We start from the raw sequence: 18007 nt of genomic DNA on the forward strand, positions 1-18007 counted from the left end.
GCACGGGCCGAGCATCCAACTCGGGCGGACGACCATGGAAGCGGATGTGACGTGGTCGGCGCGGGCCCCGACCCGGCGGACCCGCTTGTCAGGCGCCCTCGACGCCGGTTCGGTTACAGGTCGAACTCCTCCGGGTTGATCCCGACAGCGAAGCAGGCCTCCCGCACCACGGCCTGCTCGGTCTTGTCGAACGTGCCGTCGGCGCCGCCGATGACGATGCCGATCTGGATGACCGCCCGGGCCTCGGCCGGCTTCTTCTTGGTCCTGCCGATGTCCTGCAGCACCGACACCTTGCCGAACTCGAAGTCGGCCTGCAGCTTGGCGACGTAGTCGTTGAAGCGGCGCTGCAGGTCGTCCGCCGGGAAGTTGTTCAGGACGTCGTTGGAGATGATCAGGGAGGCGACGCGCTGGCGTTCGGCCGGATCGATCGTGCCGTCAGCGGCGGCGACCAGCGCGCAGATCGCCATGCTGGCGTCGCGGAAGGCGCCGCTTTTCAGGTCGTTCTTCTTCGCGTTCAGCTGGCCCTGCATTGACTGGGCCGACTGGCGAAGCTGGTTCCAGATGGGCACCTCGGCTCCCTTGCACGAGTGTCTCCGGGCGGCGGGCGTCCGGAGGGCTGGAGTCGTCGGCACGACGCCGACGACAGGCGGCTTCAGCAGGGTGAACGCACAGTGCCCCGGTCACGATCCCCGTGAGCCCCCGAACCGCTGTGCGCGGACCGCCCACGTTCGGGTCCCCGTCACCGACCGGGGGGAGAGCCGGCGGCGGTCGGCACGCCGTTGAGTGTGTCGACGGCGGCCTGGGCCGATCCGATCGTCGAGAAGTCGACGGCGATGTAGGTCGGCGTCCGGCCCTGTTCGGTGCGACAGCGCTGGGCCCGCCGGGTCAGGGCCGGTGCGGCGTTGGCGGCCAGCGCGGCGTGCCGGCTCGGCGCCGCGGCGGTGATCCAGTTGTTCATCAGAAGCAGGTCCGCGCCGGCGCTGCCACGGTTACGCGGGCAGCCGGCCAGGTCAGCGGGCTTCTTCGCGTCGAACGGCGTGTCGGTGGCATAGCGGTAGAAGCCACGCAGGAACGTGCCGGGCAGGTCCTGCTGCTCGGTGAACACCACCAGGCGACGACCCGAGTCGACCATCGCGCCCAGCGTGGGCCAGCGACCATGGGGATCCTCCGGCGGCGTCGCGACCATCGCGGCGAGGCCCGCCGAGGCCACCGCGCCGGCGATCTCGCTGGCCGGCACCTCGTTGTCCTGGATGATCAGCGTGACCACCTCGGTGGGGTTGCGGTTCATCCAGTCGCGGAGCTGACCGAATGTGGCGGTGAGGTCCAACGCGCCAAGCTGGCACACGTCGTGGCACAGCCACACGCCGGGACGCCGCGAGACGGCCCCCCGGGTCAGCGGTTCGAGCGCGGCCCGGGTCGTGGGTGCCAGGGTCGCGAGGTAGGCGGCGACCTGCTCGGCGGGCGTCCAGTGATGGACGTCGAGCAGCAGGGTGCGCACACCCAGATCCAGCTGGTGGACGAGGGTCGGGTCCTGGGACGGGCCGAGGAAGCGGTCCTCGCTGTTGGCCATCGCGTTGTGGGTGGCGAGGTAGGCGACCTGGTCGTAGCGCCGCTCGCACAGCGACGGGCTGGATTCGCACAGCCGGCGGGACTCCGCCGCCGCGCCCGGGAAGGCCGTCCAGGTCACACTCACCATCACCGGGACGGCGAGCACCAGCGCGGTGGCCAGGCGACGGCGCCGTCCGGTCGCGCTCCAGCGGGCCGACAGCGACACCAGCAGCGACCCTGCGCCGACGACCAGGCCCAGCACCAGCGACCAGCCGACAACCCGCAGGTAGTCGCTCTCCACCGTCCGGTAGGCCTGCTCGGAGAAGTCCACCAGCACGGCGCTGGCGCCGGCCGGCAACGGCGAGTGCGGACCGGCCAGCGGTCGCAGCGGATTGGGCAGCGCCAGGCGCAGCGCGAGGCCGGCGAGACCGAGGGCGAGCCCGGCGGCGACCACGGCGCCGGCGCCGGCGCGCACCCGGGAGACCCCCTGGCGTCCGGCCAGCACGACGATGGCGACCAGCGCCCCGGCGATCAGCAGCGCGAGGCCCACCGACAGCCAGCCCAGCGCCGCGGTGACGTCATGCAGCTTCTCGATCGCGCTGATCGCCGGCTGGTCGCGCAGGTCGGACAGGCGCACCCCGAGGTCGAGGGTCGATCCGTGCAGCGACTCACGCAGCCGTGCGGTGGCCAGCTCATCGCCCTGGAACAGCTGCGGGCCGAGCAGGGCCAGGGCGCCGGCGACGTCACCCGCGCGCAGCTGGGCGCGCAGCCGCGGTTCGAGGCGGGCGCGGGCGTCCGGGGCGAACCGGTCGAGCACCAGTGGCAGGACCCGGTCGGTGTCCTGGGCGGTCAGTTCGATCGTGGGCAGCGAGCTCGGGGGACGTCCGGCGGCGATGTCGTTGATCGCGCTGAGCACGTCCTCGGTGAAGTCCGCCACGGACGTCACCGGGTAGGTGGTGCCGGACCCGAGTTCACCGGCGATGTAGCGGTTGGCCAGACCCGAGACGTTGTCGAAGATCGGCGCGAGGTCGACGGCGAGCTCCACGTCGTTCGCCTGGCCGCGCAGGTAGTCGACCACCCGGGTGATCTGCTCGTCGGTCATCGCCTCGACGGTGGCCGGTGGCAGGACGGTGCGCAGGTTCGCGGTGATCAGCGAGCCGTCGATCGGCAGGCCCGCGAGCAGGGCGCCCACCGCCGGGTCGGGCAGCACCTCGGTGTAGAGCCGGTCGTAGGCGTCCGCCCGGTTCAGCGACTGGGAGTAGAAGGCCGGGTTGAGCACCGTCCGGCTGGCGGTGAGGATGAGCACCAGTGGCACGGCGCCGACCGCGACCACCAGCACCAGCGCCAGGTAGGCGAGGCGACCTCGGCGCGTGCGACGGCGCTTCGCCGGCTCGCCCTCGTCTGCCTCGCCGCCCACCGCCGTCAGGATATCGCGCTGACACCCGGGCCCGATCCCACCGGGGGTACCCCGCGCCCGGGGTCCGGTCAGCCGCCCGAGCCCAGGTGCAGCTGCGGGTGGGCGACGGCGGCCAGGGTCTGGTGGATGCGGGTGGCCACGTCGTCGGGCTCGCCCGTGCCGTCGATGGTGTGCAGCACGCCGGCCTGCTCGTAGTAGCGGCGCAGCGGGGCGGTCTCCGCGGCGAAGACCGCCATCCGACGCCGCGCGGTGTCCTCGGTGTCGTCGAGCCGGTCCTCGGTGTGGGCCCGGCGCCGGATGCGGGCCAGCACCTCGTCGACGTCCACCTGGAGGTCGATGACCGCGTCCAACGGGCCGCAGCTGGCGGCGAGCATCCGGTCCAGCGCCTCGGCCTGCGGGTAGGTGCGCGGAAAGCCGTCGAACAGGAAACCCTCGGCGCAGTCGACGCTGACGGCGAGGCGGTCGGCGACCATGTCCAGCACGATCTCGTCGGGGACGAGCTCACCGGCGCGGACATACCGCTCGGCCCGGCGCCCCAGCGGAGTGCCCGCGGAGATCTGCCGGTCGAACAGCTGGCCGGTGGAGATCGTCGGGATGCCATGGCGGGCGCTGATCCGCGCGCCCTGCGTTCCCTTGCCGGAGCCGGGGGGTCCCAGCAGCACGAGCCTCATGCCCATGGACGGTACCGCCACCAGGGCTGACACCCCCTACCGACGACTCCTGTGAATCCTGGTCAAGCACGACAGACGCCGCGAGGAGCAAGCCAGCTCACACCCGTTTGTCACGCGACGCGCGACCGTGGCTCACTCCCCGCTGGTGTCTGACCACCCGTTCGACCTGGTTCAGCGGCGAGTGGGTGTGATCGGGTCCGGCAGGTCGGTGCGGCCCATCAGCCGACGGTCGACCGCGGCGGCGGCGGAGCGTCCCTCGGAGATCGCCCAGACGATCAGGGACTGGCCCCGGCCCATGTCGCCGGCGACGAACACCCCGGGCACGGACGTCTCCCAACCGGCGTCGCGCGCCACGTTGCCCCGGGCGTCGAGGTCGACGCCGAGGTCGGCCAGCAGACCGGTGGGCTGCGGGCCGGTGAAGCCCATCGCCAGCAGCACCAGCTCGCAGGGCAGCTCGACGTCGGTGCCCTCGACCTTCTCGAACCGTCCCGCGGTGAAACGCACCTCGTGCATGCGCAGCGCCCGCACGTTGCCCGTGTCGTCGCCGAGGAAGCACTCGGTGGACACGGCGAACACCCGCTCGCCGCCCTCCTCGTGCGCGCTCGAGACCCGGTAGAGGATCGGGAAGGACGGCCACGGGTTCGCCGGTGCGCGCAGCTCCGGCGGCCGCGGCATGATCTCCAGCTGGTGGACGGACGCCGCGCCCTGGCGGTGCGAGGTGCCCAGACAGTCGGCTCCGGTGTCACCGCCGCCGATGATGACCACTCGCTTGCCCGCCGCGGTGATCGGCGGCTCGGCCAGATCACCGAGCACGACCCGGTTCGCCGGCTCCAGGAACTCCATCGCCAGGTGGATGCCGGCGAACTCCCGACCGGGCACGGGCAGATCCCGGCCGATCGTCGACCCGCCGGCGAGCACCACCGCCTCGTAGGACGAGCGCAGCTCGTCGGCCGTGATGTCCACGCCGACATCGCAGGAGGTGACGAACGAGGTGCCCTCTGCTTCCATCTGGGCGAGCCGGCGGTCCAGGACCGCCTTCTCCATCTTGAACTCGGGGATGCCGTAGCGCAGCAGACCGCCGACGCGGTCGGCCCGCTCGTAGACGACGACGTCATGCCCGGCCCGGGTGAGCTGCTGGGCGGCGGCGAGTCCGGCGGGCCCCGAGCCGACAACGGCGACCCGGCGCCCGGTGCGCACCGACGGCGGCACCGGTACGACGGTGCCGTCCGCCCAGGCCCGGTCGATGATGCTGACCTCGACCTGCTTGATCGTCACCGGGTCGTCGCCGATGCCGAGCACGCAGGCCGCCTCGCACGGCGCCGGGCACAGCCGTCCGGTGAACTCGGGGAAGTTGTTCGTGGCGTGCAGCCGCTCGCTCGCGTCCGGCCAGTCGCCCCGGCGGGTCAGGTCGTTCCACTCGGGGATGATGTTCCCCAGCGGACAGCCGTTGTGACAGAACGGGATGCCGCAGTCCATGCAGCGGCCCGCCTGCTCGCGCAGGTGCTCCTCCGGGAACGCCTGGTAGACCTCGCGCCAGTCCTGGATGCGCACATCGACCGGGCGGCGTGTCGGCAGCTCCCGGCTGTGCTTGAGAAAGCCGGTCGGGTCGGCCATGTCACTCCTGTCCGGTCAGTAGGCGGTTCTGGGTGTTCTGGGGGGTGTGGGGGGTGTGGCGGTGCTCAGCCACGGCCGGCCGCCATGATCTCCTCTTCGGCGACCAGGCCCTGCTCCTGCGCACGACGGATCGCGGTGAGCACCCGCTTGTAGTCGCGCGGCATCACCTTGCGAAACGATCCGCGGACGTTCTCCCAGTCGGCGTACAGCCGGGCGGCCACGGTGGAACCGGTCTCCCGGCGGTGACGCACCAGCAGGTCACGTACGGTCGCCTCGTCCCCGGCGTCGAGGTCCTCGACGTCGACCATCTCCCGGTTGATCCGCTCGTCCACCGGGTCGTGCAGGTAGGCGACGCCGCCGCTCATCCCGGCGGCGAAGTTGCGTCCGATCTGCCCGAGGACGAGCACGGTGCCGCCGGTCATGTACTCGCAGCCATGGTCACCGACACCCTCGACGACGGCGGTGGCACCGGAGTTGCGCACGCAGAAACGCTCCCCGACGATGCCGCGGAAAAACGCCTCCCCGGCGGTGGCGCCGTAGAGCAGCACGTTACCGGCGACGATGTTCTCCTCGGCGCGCAGCGGCGACTCCTTCGGCGGGAAGACGAAGATCTTGCCGCCGGAGAGGCCCTTGCCCGTGTAGTCGTTCGCGTCGCCCTCGAGGGTCAGGGTCATCCCACGCGGGGCGAACGCGCCGAAGCTCTGCCCGGCGGAGCCGGTGAACCGCAGCTGGATGGTGTCGTCCGGCAGACCGGCGCCGCCGTAGCGCTTCGTCACCTCGTAGCCGAGCATCGTGCCGACCGTGCGGTTGACGTTGCGGATCGGCATCTCCAGCCACACCGGCCGGCCCTCGTCGAGGGCGCCCTCGCACAGCTGGATCAGCGAGTTGTCCAGCGCCTTGTCCAACCCGTGGTCCTGGCTGGACGTGCAGTGCAGCGAACCGCCGAAGGGCCGCTCGGGGCTGTGCAGCAGCGGGGTGATGTCGAGCCCCGAGGCCTTCCAGTGCTCGATCGCCGCGCGGGCGTCCAACAGGTCGACCCGGCCGACGGCCTCCTGCAACGTGCGGAAGCCCAACGCCGCCAGATGCGCGCGAACCTCCTCGGCGATGTAGGTGAAGAACGCCTCGACGAACTCGGGCTTGCCGGTGAACCGGGCCCGCAGCTGCGGGTTCTGGGTGGCCACGCCGACCGGGCAGGTGTCCAGGTGACAGACGCGCATCATCACGCAGCCGGCGACGACCAGCGGAGCGGTGGCGAAACCGAACTCCTCGGCGCCCAGCAGCGCGCCGACGATGACGTCGCGGCCGGTCTTGAGCTGACCGTCGACCTGCACGACGATCCGGTCCCGCAGCCCGTTGAGCAGCAGCGTCTGCTGGGTCTCGGCGAGCCCCAGCTCCCACGGCGCCCCGGCGTGCTTGAGCGAGGTCAGCGGGGAGGCACCGGTGCCGCCGTCGTGCCCGGAGACGAGCACCACGTCGGCGTGCGCCTTGGACACCCCGGCCGCGACCGTGCCGACCCCGACCTCGGCGACCAGCTTCACGTGCACCCGCGCCTTGGGGTTCGCGTTCTTCAGGTCGTGGATGAGCTGGGCGAGGTCCTCGATCGAGTAGATGTCGTGGTGCGGTGGCGGGGAGATCAGACCGACACCCGGGGTGGAGTGGCGGGTCTTCGCGATCCACGGGTAGACCTTGTGGCCGGGCAGCTGCCCGCCCTCCCCCGGCTTCGCGCCCTGGGCCATCTTGATCTGGATGTCGTCGGCGTTGGCCAGGTACTCGCTGGTCACCCCGAACCGGCCGGACGCGACCTGCTTGACGGCGCTGCGGCGCAGGTCGCCGTTGGCGTCGGGGACGAAACGCTCGGCGTCCTCGCCGCCCTCACCGGTGTTCGACTTGCCGCCGAGCCGGTTCATCGCGATCGCGAGCGTCTCGTGCGCCTCGGCGCTGATCGAGCCGTAGGACATCGCACCGGTCGCGAACCGCTTGACGATCTCGGAGACCGGTTCGACCTCCTCGATCGGCACCGGTGGGCGCACCCCGGCCCGCAGGTCGAACAGGCCGCGCAGCGTCGCGTTCTCCCGGGACAGCCCGTCGATCCTGCTGGTGTACTCCTGGAAGACGTCGAACTGGCGGGTGCGGGTGGCGTGCTGGAGCAGGAAGACGGTCTCCGGGTTGAACAGGTGCAGTTCGCCCTCGCGGCGCCACTGGTACTCCCCGCCGACCTCCAGCCCGCGGTGCGCCAACTCGGAGGCGACCCGCGGGTGGGCGCGGCTGTGCCGAGCGGCGACCTCGGCGGCGATGATCTCCAGGCCCACGCCGTCCAACCGGGACGGGGTGCCGACGAAGTAGGAGTCGACGAACTCCTGGGCGAGCCCGATCGCCTCGAAGACCTGCGCACCGGTGTAGCTCGCGACGGTGGAGATGCCCATCTTGGACATCACCTTCAGCACACCCTTGCCCAGCGCCCTGATCAGGTTCTTCTCGGCCTCGGCGCGGCTCACACCGGTGATCTCGCCCTCGTCGATCAGCGTGTCGGCCGACTCGAACGCCAGGTACGGGTTGACCGCGGCCGCGCCGTACCCGGTGAGCAGGGCGATGTGGTGCACCTCGCGGGCGTCACCGCACTCGACGATCAGGCCGACCTTCGTCCGGGTGCGCTCGCGGATCAGGTGGTGATGCACCGCCGCGGTGAGCAGCAGCGACGGGATCGGCGCCTTGCGCTCGTCGGAGTCACGGTCGGAGAGCACGACGATGCGTGCCCCGTCGGCGATGGCCTCGCTGACCCCGGCGCAGATCTCGTCCAGCCGGGCGGCGAGCGCCGCGCCACCACCGTCGACGTCGTACAGCCCGCGGACGGTCACCGAGGCGAAGCCCGGCATGTCACCATCGTCGTTGATACCAACGATCTTGGCGAGCTGGCCGCTGCTGATCACCGGGTAGGGCAGGTGCACCATCCGGCAGGACGCCGGCGACGGGTCGAGCAGGTTGCCCTCGGGGCCGAGGGTCCGCCCGAGGCTGGTGACCAGCTCCTCCCGGATCGCATCCAACGGCGGGTTGGTGACCTGCGCGAACAGCTGGGTGAAGTAGTCGAACAGCAACCGGGGACGCGACGACAGGACGGCCACCGGCGTGTCGGTGCCCATCGACCCGATCGGCTCGGCACCGCCCCGGGCCATCGGCGCCACCAGGACGCGCAGCTCCTCCTCGGTGTAGCCGAAGACCTGCTGGCGGCGCAGCACCGAGGAGTGCCCGTAGACGACGATCTCACGCTCGGGCAGATCGTCGAGCGAGATGAGCCCGGCATGCAGCCACTCCGCGTAGGGCGCGGCGGTGGCGAGCTCCGACTTGATCTCCTCGTCGTCGATGATGCGCCCCTGCGCGGTGTCGACGAGGAACATCCGGCCCGGCTGGAGCCGCCCCTTGCGCACCACCCGGTGCGGCGGGATGTCGAGCACACCGACCTCGGAGGCCATCACGACCAGCCCGTCATCGGTCTGCCAGTACCGCCCCGGACGCAGCCCGTTGCGGTCGAGCACCGCACCGATCACCGTGCCGTCGGTGAACGCGATCGCCGCCGGGCCGTCCCATGGCTCCATCAGCGCCGAGTGGAACTCGTAGAACGCGCGGCGGGCCGGGTCCATCTCGGCGTGGTTCTCCCACGCCTCGGGGATCATCATCAGCACCGCGTGCGGCAGGCTGCGCCCGCCGAGGTGGAGCAGTTCGAGCACCTCGTCGAAACTCGCCGAGTCGCTCGCGCCGTCCGCGCAGATCGGGAACAGCCGCGCCAGGTCCCCCGAGATCAGGTCGCTGGCCAACAGCGCCTCCCGGGCCCGCATCCAGTTCCGGTTGCCCCGAACGGTGTTGATCTCGCCGTTGTGGGCGACGAACCGGTACGGATGGGCCAGCGGCCAGCTCGGGAACGTGTTCGTCGAGAACCGGCTGTGCACCAGGGCGATGGCGCTGGTGAAACGCGGGTCGTCCAGATCCGGGAAGTACGCCGAAAGCTGGTGGGTGGTCAGCATCCCCTTGTAGACGATCGTGCGCGACGACAGCGACGCGACGTACACGCCCGTCTCGCGCCGGATGCGCTTGCGCGCGCAGAACGCCCGGCGCTCCAGCTCACCCACGTCGAAGGCCGCCTCGGCCTTCTCCCCCGCCACGCCACCCAGCGCATCGCCGGGCAGGGCCACGAACAGCTGGCGCATTCGGGGCTCCACCTCGCGGGCCGCGTGCCCGACGATGTGGCTGATCGTGGGAACCTCACGCCAGCCCAGTACCCGCAGGCCCTCCTGGCGCACGATCCGGCTGATCACCCGTACCGCGTCGTCGCGCTCTCCCGCCACCTGGGGCAGGAAGGCGATGCCGACCGCGTACCGGCCGGGCGCTGGCAGGGCGAAGTCCACCACATCACGCAGGAACTGATCGGGGACCTGGACGAGAATGCCGGCTCCGTCGCCGGTATCCGGGTCGCTGCCCGACGCGCCGCGGTGATCCAGGTTGCGCAGGACGGTGAGGCCCTGGTCAACCAGTTCATGGCTACGACGACCGTGCACGTCGACTACGAAGCCGACCCCGCAGGCGTCGTGTTCGAAAGTGGGGTCGTAAAGACCTTGCGCGCTCGGCATCCGGCGAAGTCCTGTCCGTCTTCAGGGGCTGAAGGTGAGGCGGACGACGCTGTCCGAAGGTGAACCGCGGCACGACGGCGCTGGCCCAGCGACCCGTGTGCCTGCTCTCGAGTGTGCCATGCGCCGAGCCGACACGCCTTGATCATATATGTCCGGCAGGTCACAGCCGTATAACGTCACACAACCTGACACGAACGGCGCACCAGTCGGTAGTGGACGACCACCTTTCGGGAAATTCCGGCGCGATCCGGCCTCGATCGAGGCCCGTGGACGGCGGCCGTGCGGCTCAGCGCGGCGGCGCCTCGACCGGCGCGTGCCCCGCCGATTCTCCCCTGCCGGGCGTTACCCGGCCAGTCTGCGCCCCGACATCGGCGCCCACGCCAGCCTCACGTTCGACCCTGGTCCCGCCGCCGCTCTCGCCGCCAGGCTCGGAGCCGGTCTCGGTCTCGCCCCTGAGGCCGGTCCCGCTGCTGCGCCCGGATTCGCCGCCGGTCTCGGACTCGCCGCCGGTCTCGGACTCGCCGCCGGGGCGGGGGGCCGTGCCGTCGGTGGAGGCGGCTCGCTCGGGCTCGACCCCTCGACGGCCGCGTTCGCGCACCAGGCCGAGCTCGCGCTGTTCCTCGGGTGAGACGTCCAGATCGACCGGCCGACGGGTCAGCGCGAACGCGACGATGGCGGCGACGCAGACCAGGGCGGACGTCCAGATGTTGACCCGCAGCCCGAGAATCCTGTCGGCGGTATCGATGCGCAGCATCTCGATCCACAGCCGGCCGAACGTGTACAGCGCCACGTACAGGGCGAACAGCCGGCCACGACCGAGCCGGTGCCGACGGTCGACGAACAGCAGGATGCCGGCGACCACCAGGTTCCACAGGAACTCGTACAGGAACGTCGGCTGGTAGGTGGCCACGGTCGGATCGATCCGGTGGGCCGCGTCGATGCGCACCGCCCAGGGCAGGTCGGTGGCGCGGCCGTACAGCTCCTGGTTGAACCAGTTACCCCAGCGCCCGATGGCCTGCGCCAGGATGATCCCGGGCGCGGCGGCGTCGGCGAACAGGGCCAGACTGACCCCGAGGCGCCGCGCCGCGATCCACGCGCCGAGCGCGCCGCCGGCGATCGCCCCCCAGATGCCAAGCCCACCGTTCCAGATCTTCACCACGTCGCCGAGGTTGCCGTCGTGGCCGAAGTACGGGTCGGGCGTGCTGAGTACATGGTAGATCCGGGCGCCGAGGATCCCGAAGGGCACCGCCCAGAAGGCGATCTCCCCCGCGATCTCGGGATCGAGGCCGCGGGCGCGCAACCGACGGCCAGTGACGACGACGGCGACCACGATCCCGAGAATGATCATCAGGGCGTAGGCGCGCAGCGGCACCGGCCCCAGATGCACCACACCACGGGACGGACTGGGAATAGCGGCGAACACCACGGTCGCCAGGCTATCCCGACACCGCGCCCAACCCGACGCCAGCCACGCCCGCCTCACCTGCCGCGCGGCCCGGCAGCAGCCCGATCATCGCCACGCCCTATGCCAGGATGTCCGATGCCGGCGCCGCCGGGCCACGTGCCGCCCTCTTCAGCGGTGCTGCCCTCTTCGCTGGTGCTGTCTGTTCGGTGGTGCTGTCTGTTCGGTGGTGCGGGGTGTGCGGATCAGGCGGTGACCGGGACGTTGGCCTGGGCGCCGCGCACTCCCTGGGCGAGGTCGGCGGTGAGGGCGCCGAGGCCGGCGAGGGCGGCCTCGGCGCCCTCACCACGGCGCTGCGCGTCGAGCAGCACGCGGACCAGCGCCGATCCGACGATGACGCCGTCCGCGAAGGCCGCGACCTGGGCGGCCTGGGCGGCGGTGCCCACCCCGAGACCGACGGCGACCGGCAGTGACGTGACCGCGCGGACCCGCGCGACGAGGCCCTCGGCCTGGGTGCCGACCTGGGACCGTGCACCGGTGACGCCCATCAGGGAGGCGGCGTAGACGAAACCGCCGGTGATGTCCGCGACGCGGCGCAGGCGTTCGGTCGACGAGCTCGGGGCGACCACGAACACCGGGTCCAGGCCGTGCGCGGCGGTGGCCTCGAGCCAGGGGGCGGCCTCCTCGGGCGGCAGGTCCGGGGTGATCGTTCCGGCACCGCCCGCCGCCGCGAGGTCGGCGGCGAAGGCGGCGACGCCATGCTGCTCGATCGGATTCCAGTAGGTCATCACCAGCGTCGGAGCACCGGTGTCGGCGACCGCCTCGACGGTGCGCAGCACGTCCCGGGTGGTGAGGCCACCGCGCAGGGCCGCGTCGGCGGCCTGCTGGATGACCGGCCCGTCCATCGTCGGGTCGGAGTAGGGCAGGCCGACCTCGACGACATCCACCCCGGCGGCGACCATGGCCCGCATCGCCGCGATGGCGCCGTCCACCGTGGGATAGCCGGCGGGCAGGTAGCCGACGAGGGCGGCACGGCCCTCGGCCCGCGCCGCGGCGAGGCAGTCGTCCAACCGGCTGGGCATCGTGCGTCCGTTCGCTTGGGGCCCGCGGGCCGTCGATGGCTGATCCGGTGTGGCCAGGCCGCCGCTCGTCGTCGTCATCGCTGCCCGCCACCCTCCGCGATACCCGCGGCGGCAGCGGTGCCGGCGGGATCGGCGTCGGCGGGCTCGTCCAACAGGCCGAACCAGCGGGCGGCGGTGTCGACGTCCTTGTCGCCCCGACCGGAGCAGTTGATCAGCAGGGTCGCCTCCGGGCCCAGCTCACGGGCCACCTCGATCGCGGCCGCGAAGGCATGGGCGCTCTCGATCGCGACCAGGATGCCCTCGGTGCGGGCGACGAGGGCGAGCGCCTCCATCGCGGCGGTGTCGTCGACCACCCGGTAGGTCGCTCGGCCGGTCTCGTGCAGCAGGGCGTGCTCGGGGCCGATACCGGGATAGTCCAGACCCGCGGAGATCGAGTGCGAGACCTGTGTCTGGCCCCACTCGTCCTGCAGCAGGTAGGTGCGCATGCCGTGCAGGACGCCGGGGACGCCGCCGGCGATCGCCGCCGCGTGCCGACCGGTCGCCACACCGTCGCCGCCGGCCTCGCAGCCGATCAGGGCGACCTCGGTGTCGGGAATGAACGGATGGAAGATGCCCATCGCGTTGGAGCCGCCGCCGACGCAGGCGACCACCGCGTTCGGCAACCGGCCGGTGCGCTCGAGAACCTGGGCCCGGGCCTCGACGCCGATCACCCGCTGGAAATCACGCACCAGCATCGGGAACGGGTGGGGACCCATCACCGAACCGATGCAGTAGTGGGTGTCCTCCACGGTGGCGACCCAGTCGCGCAGCGCCTCGTTGATGGCGTCCTTGAGGGTGCGGCTGCCGGAGGTGACCGGCACGACCTCGGCGCCGAGCATGCGCATCCGGGCGACGTTGAGGGCCTGGCGGCGGGTGTCCTCCTCGCCCATGTAGACAACGCAGTCCAGGCCGAGCAGGGCGCAGGCCGTGGCGGTGGCGACCCCGTGCTGACCGGCGCCCGTCTCGGCGATGACCCTGGACTTGCCCATCCGCCTGGTCAGCAGGGCCTGCCCCAGCACATTGTTGATCTTGTGTGAGCCGGTGTGGGCCAGGTCCTCACGCTTGAGCAGGATGCGGGCGCCGCCGACGTGCTCGGTGAGCCGGCGCGCGTCGGTCAGGGGGGTGGGCCGGCCCGCGTAGCTCGCGAGCAGGTCGTCGAGTTCGGCGATGAACGTGTCGTCGACCCGGGCCTGGGCGTAGGCCTCGGTCAGCCCGTCAAGCGCCGCCATGAGCGCTTCGGGCACGAAACGCCCGCCGAACCTGCCGAAGTGACCCGAGGCGTCCGGAAACGCCTGCCAGCCCGCCGCGGCCTGCACACCCGTGAGAAGGGACGGCGCCGCACCCACGGCATCGGCGGAGGCGGCTGGGACAGCGGTTCGCGTGGACACGGTCCGACTGTATCGGGCTGCTCCGACAGAACGCGTCCACCGGCCGCGGGGGCCGACGCCGACGCGGGGGGTGCCCGTCGGCCCCGAGGGGGCAGACCTGGGCATCCCCCGCCGGGGAGCCCGACTCCCCCGCACTCGCGTCTCGATCTTCGGCGCGGGGAACCGGGTCTGCGACGTGCGAGGGTCAGCGCCCGACGCGCGCGGCCGGATGCGCGCCGGCGGCGACCAGGTCGGCCACCGTCTGACGGGGATCACCGGTGACCGCGGCCTCGCCCACCAGCACCGCGTCGGCCCCCGCCGCCGCGTAGGCAAGCAGGTCGTGCGGCCCGCGTACACCGGACTCGGCGACCTTCAGCACCCCGGACGGAATCCGCGGGGCCAGCCGGGCGAAGGTGCCCCGGTCGATCTCGAGGGTACGCAGATCGCGCGCGTTGACGCCGAGGAGGCGGGCATCGGCCTCCAGCGCGCGATCGAGTTCGGCCTCGTCATGCACTTCGACCAGGGCGGTCATGCCGAGGGATTCGATGCGCTCGCGCAGGCCGACCAGCCGGGGCTGGTCGAGCGCGGCGACGATGAGCAGGACGATGTCCGCCCCGTGCGCACGGGCCTCGAACACCTGGTAGGGCGAGACGACGAAGTCCTTGCGCAGCAACGGGACGTCGACCGCCCGGCGCACGGCGTCAAGATCCGCGAGTGAGCCACCGAACCTGCGCTGTTCGGTGAGCACGCTGATGGCCGCGGCACCGCCCGCCTCGTAGTCGACGGCGAGGGCAGCCGGGTCGGTGATCGCCGCCAGGCTGCCCTTGGACGGCGAACGGCGCTTGACTTCGGCGATCACCGAAACCGGTGAGTCGCGTAGGACGGCCAGGGCGTCCCGGGGGTCGGGGACGCGCTCGACGCGCCGTTTGAGGTCGTCGAGGGAGGTCTGCTTCTCACGCACGGCAAGGTCGGACCGGACCCCGTCGAGGATGTCGTCGAGGACGCTCATCGACCCGTGCTCGCGGCTTTCGCGCTCATGCCGCCGATGGTAGGCCAGGTCACCGAGGTAGGGCCGAGGCACCCGCACCTTGCTACGTGCCGCGACCACTCGCCCCCACCTCCCGGCGGTCCGCGCCGGACGCGGAGGTCACCCGACCGGGCCGCCCCGGCGACGTGACGACGACCGCGCGCCACGCCGGCGGCTCGCCACAGTGGCCGAACACCTCTTCGATCCCGTATAGTCGAACACACGTTCGGAGCCGAGGGAGGACGCGTGGAGACTCACCAGATTCTGATCCCGCCACTGTCGGGGTGGGCGCCCTCGGGCTCACGGGTGCCGGGCCGGCCCGCGGCTGCGCCCGCCGGCTCGCCGGCCGACGGCGAGGCCGTCGGTGGTCAGCCGGAGGAACCGCTCGAACGGCTGCGCCGCTGCCTGGATCGGATGGACGCGCTGGTCTGCCTGCTGGAGGCCGATCTGCGTCGGCAGCGGGATCTGCTTGCCTCGCTCACCGCTCCCCCGCGCCGGTGCGGCCCGCAGGTCGGGCGCGGCGAGTGGAGTGGCCCTCCGGGTGGCCGCGGCGAGTTCCGGTGATCAGGTGGGGTCGTGGCCCCGCTCGATCGCATCCCAGGCGTCGACCGGCCGGGCGTCGCGAGTCTGGTAGCGGCCCGACATCGCCGGCCATCGGCGCCCGCGCACGGCGGCGAGCGCGCCGGCGACGGTGAGCAGCAGGCCGCCGAACACGGCCAGCCAGGGTGCCACCGAGCGGTGCAGGCCGGTGATCTCCGCCGATCCGCCGATGGAGAGCTGACGCACGCTGTCGGTGCGGCGCAGGACTGGCGTCGGGTCGAGTCCGACGCGCAGAGCCGCGTAGACGACGCCGATCCCGGCCACGACGGCCAGCAGCCCGACGATGGTGCGCCCGATGCCGCGGGCCGCCACGATGGCCACGGCGGCGGCCAGCCCGACCAGGGCGAGCGCGGTCGCGGCCGGGGCGAGCGCCGAGCCGGTCCAGTGGGTGGCCAGCGGCGCGGCCACAGCGACGCCGTCGCTTTCGGCGTGCGGCGCACCGACCCGGGCCGACACCCAGGTGGCCGCCCCGCACACGAGCACCAGGCCCGCGCCGAGCAGGCAGCCGAGCACGGCCAGGCCGCGTTCGCGCCGACCGGCCCGGGCGGCCTCGGCCGTGGCCGGCGACGAACCGGGCCCCGAGGGCGGTGGGTCGGCCGAAAGCGCGCCGTCGGCGGGCGCGGGGCCCTGGGCGGAGGTCATACCGGCGGCCGCAGGGATTCGGCGACCTCGATCGCCCGCAGGACCGCCGCGGCCTTGGTGCGGCTTTCGCGGTCCTCGGCATCGGGATCGGAGTCGGCGACGATCCCGGCGCCGGCCTGCACATAGGCGACGCCGTCGCGGATCACCGCCGTCCGGATGGCGATGGCGGTATCCAGGTCACCGCCGAAGTCCAGGTAGCCGACGACTCCGCCGTAGACGCCGCGGCGGGTCGGTTCCAGCTCGTCGATGACCTCCATCGCGCGCACCTTCGGCGCTCCGGACAGTGTTCCGGCGGGGAAGGTCGCCCTCAGCACGTCCACGGCGCTGCGCTGCCCGTCCACCTCACCGATCACCGTGGAGACGATGTGCATGATGTGCGAGAAGCGTTCGACGGACGCGAACTCGACGACCCGCACCGAGCCGGGTACGCAGACCCGCCCGAGGTCGTTGCGCACGAGGTCGACCAGCATCACGTGCTCGGCGCGTTCCTTGGGATCGGCCAGCATCTCGGCGGCGAGTTCGGCGTCCTGTTCGGGCGTCGCCCCGCGCGGGCGGGAGCCGGCGATCGGATGCAGCAGGGCCCGCCGGCCGGTGACCTTCACGTGTGCCTCCGGCGACGACCCGACGACGTCGTGGTCACCGAAACGCAGCAGGTACATGTACGGGCTCGGGTTCGTGGTGCGCAGCACCCGGTAGACGTCCAGCGGGTCGGCGGTCGTGGCACGTTCGAAGCGCTGCGAGACGACGATCTGGAAGCACTCCCCGGCGCGGATCTCCTCGATGGCCCGCTCGACCGCGCTCTGGTAGGCACCGGGCGGCGTGGCGGAGACGAAGTCGTCGATGCCGGTCAGCGCACCGGTCGTGGTGGCCACCGTCGGCTCGCTCCACTTGGCCAGGTCGCTGGTCATCGTGTCCAGGCGGGCCACCGCCTCGTCGTAGAGGGCGTCGAGTTCGGCGGGGTCACGTCGGCCGTCGGCGGCACGGCCGGCCGGGTGCGCCGGGGCGGCCCCGGCCTCGCCGGGATCGGGGTCCGGGGGCGCGGTGAAGGCGTTGGCCACGAGCAGGCAGGAGCCGTCCCGGTGGTCGAGCACGGCGAGATCGGTGGCCAGCAGCATCCGCAGTTCGGGCAGGCGCAGGTCGTCCACGGCGTGCGAGGGAAGCCGCTCGATCCGCCGGACGATGTCGTAGCCGAGGTAGCCGACGAGCCCACCCATCAGGGGCGGCGCGCCGTCCTCGTGGGCGGCACGAAGGCCGTGTTCCACCGCGCGCAGGATGTCCAGCGGGTCACCACCGGAGGGCACCCCCGGCGGGGGCGTGCCATCCACCCACAGCGCCTCGCCGTCGCGTTCGGTGAGCGTCGCCGCCGCCCGCACTCCCACGAACGAGTAGCGCGACCATTCGCCGCCGTGCTCGGCCGATTCCAGCAGGAAGGTGCCCGGGCCGCCGGCGAGCTTGCGGTAGATGCCGACCGGGGTCTCGCCGTCGGCGAGCAGCCGGCGGGTGACCGCGACCACCTGGTGGCGGGCCGCGGCCGCGTGGAAGCCGGCGCGGTCGGGAACGATGCGTCCGGTGGTCATCGGCTGGCCTCGGCCGCCGGGCCGGCGTCCCGGTCGCCCACCCGGGCGGGCAGCGGGCCGCCGGCCTCGAAGCAGGTGTGGGTGCCGGTGTGGCAGGCCGGACCCACCTGGTCCACCCGCACGAGCAGCGCGTCGCCGTCGCAGTCGAGCGCGACCGAGCGGACCCACTGCTGGTGGCCTGAGGTGTCGCCCTTCACCCAGTACTCACCGCGGCTGCGGCTCCAGTACGTGGCCCGCCCGGTGGTCAGCGTCCGATGCAGCGCCTCGTCGTCCATCCACCCGAGCATCAGCACCTCCCCGGTGTCGTACTGCTGGGCGATGGCCGGGAAGAGGCCGGCGCCGTCACGGCGCAGGCGCCGGGCGATGTCAGGGTCGAGAGCGGAGGGACGATCGGTCACCGCT

At 72.3% G+C, this 18007-nt stretch carries 13 protein-coding genes; 1 reads left to right on the forward strand and 12 read right to left on the reverse strand.

The window, feature by feature from the left end:
* Window positions 1-113: 113 nt before the first annotated feature.
* The 9 genes from MXD59_RS05835 to trpC form a co-directional block, all read right to left on the reverse strand.
* A complete protein-coding gene (locus MXD59_RS05835; protein WP_163548455.1) occupies window positions 114-569 on the reverse strand; it encodes a tellurite resistance TerB family protein in 456 nt (151 codons plus the stop codon).
* Between the two features lie 170 nt (window positions 570-739).
* The gene (locus MXD59_RS05840) at window positions 740-2965 is read right to left on the reverse strand and encodes a phosphoinositide-specific phospholipase C-related protein (protein ID WP_248823756.1); all 2226 of its coding nucleotides are present in this window, start codon (window positions 2963-2965) and stop codon (window positions 740-742) included.
* Between the two features lie 68 nt (window positions 2966-3033).
* Window positions 3034-3636: an adenylate kinase gene (locus MXD59_RS05845; RefSeq protein WP_248815641.1), complete on the reverse strand. Its 603-nt coding sequence runs from the start codon at window positions 3634-3636 to the stop codon at window positions 3034-3036.
* A gap of 171 nt (window positions 3637-3807) precedes the next feature.
* Window positions 3808-5250 carry a glutamate synthase subunit beta gene (locus tag MXD59_RS05850; RefSeq protein WP_248815633.1) on the reverse strand — a complete coding sequence of 481 codons (1443 nt, stop codon included), beginning with the start codon at window positions 5248-5250 and terminating at the stop codon, window positions 3808-3810.
* Between the two features lie 65 nt (window positions 5251-5315).
* On the reverse strand, window positions 5316-9869 hold the full coding sequence (gltB, locus tag MXD59_RS05855; RefSeq protein WP_248823757.1) for a glutamate synthase large subunit: 4554 nt from the start codon (window positions 9867-9869) through the stop codon (window positions 5316-5318).
* A 286-nt stretch (window positions 9870-10155) separates the two neighbouring features.
* Window positions 10156-11295, reverse strand: coding sequence for a prolipoprotein diacylglyceryl transferase (gene lgt / locus MXD59_RS05860; protein WP_248823758.1), 1140 nt, complete (start codon window positions 11293-11295; stop codon window positions 10156-10158).
* 221 nt (window positions 11296-11516) lie between these two features.
* The gene (gene trpA / locus MXD59_RS05865; protein WP_248823759.1) at window positions 11517-12353 is read right to left on the reverse strand and encodes a tryptophan synthase subunit alpha; all 837 of its coding nucleotides are present in this window, start codon (window positions 12351-12353) and stop codon (window positions 11517-11519) included.
* Between the two features lie 74 nt (window positions 12354-12427).
* A complete protein-coding gene (gene trpB / locus MXD59_RS05870; RefSeq protein WP_372511931.1) occupies window positions 12428-13780 on the reverse strand; it encodes a tryptophan synthase subunit beta in 1353 nt (450 codons plus the stop codon).
* A gap of 184 nt (window positions 13781-13964) precedes the next feature.
* The gene (gene trpC / locus MXD59_RS05875; protein ID WP_248814703.1) at window positions 13965-14768 is read right to left on the reverse strand and encodes an indole-3-glycerol phosphate synthase TrpC; all 804 of its coding nucleotides are present in this window, start codon (window positions 14766-14768) and stop codon (window positions 13965-13967) included.
* Window positions 14769-15032: 264 nt separating this feature from the next.
* On the opposite strand from trpC, the gene MXD59_RS05880 reads away from it, so the two are divergent.
* Window positions 15033-15350 (forward strand): hypothetical protein, encoded by a 318-nt coding sequence (locus MXD59_RS05880; RefSeq protein WP_248823760.1) that lies wholly within the window; start codon window positions 15033-15035, stop codon window positions 15348-15350.
* Here the strand turns inward: MXD59_RS05880 and MXD59_RS05885 are convergent, their stop codons facing one another.
* Genes MXD59_RS05885 through hisI form a run of 3 tightly spaced genes read right to left on the reverse strand, consistent with a single transcriptional unit; the run spans window position 15351 to window position 18003 of the window.
* Entirely contained in the window at window positions 15351-16028 is a 678-nt protein-coding gene (locus MXD59_RS05885) for a Trp biosynthesis-associated membrane protein (RefSeq protein WP_248823761.1), read from the reverse strand.
* On the reverse strand, window positions 16025-17605 hold the full coding sequence (locus tag MXD59_RS05890; RefSeq protein WP_248823762.1) for an anthranilate synthase component I: 1581 nt from the start codon (window positions 17603-17605) through the stop codon (window positions 16025-16027). Before MXD59_RS05890 ends, MXD59_RS05885 begins: the two co-directional genes overlap by 4 nt.
* Window positions 17602-18003, reverse strand: coding sequence for a phosphoribosyl-AMP cyclohydrolase (gene hisI, locus MXD59_RS05895; RefSeq protein ID WP_163548446.1), 402 nt, complete (start codon window positions 18001-18003; stop codon window positions 17602-17604). Before hisI ends, MXD59_RS05890 begins: the two co-directional genes overlap by 4 nt.
* Between the last annotated feature and the right edge of the window lie 4 nt (window positions 18004-18007).

Origin of the sequence: Frankia umida (genome assembly GCF_023242945.1) — a bacterium.
GTDB lineage: Bacteria > Actinomycetota > Actinomycetes > Frankiales > Frankiaceae > Frankia > Frankia umida.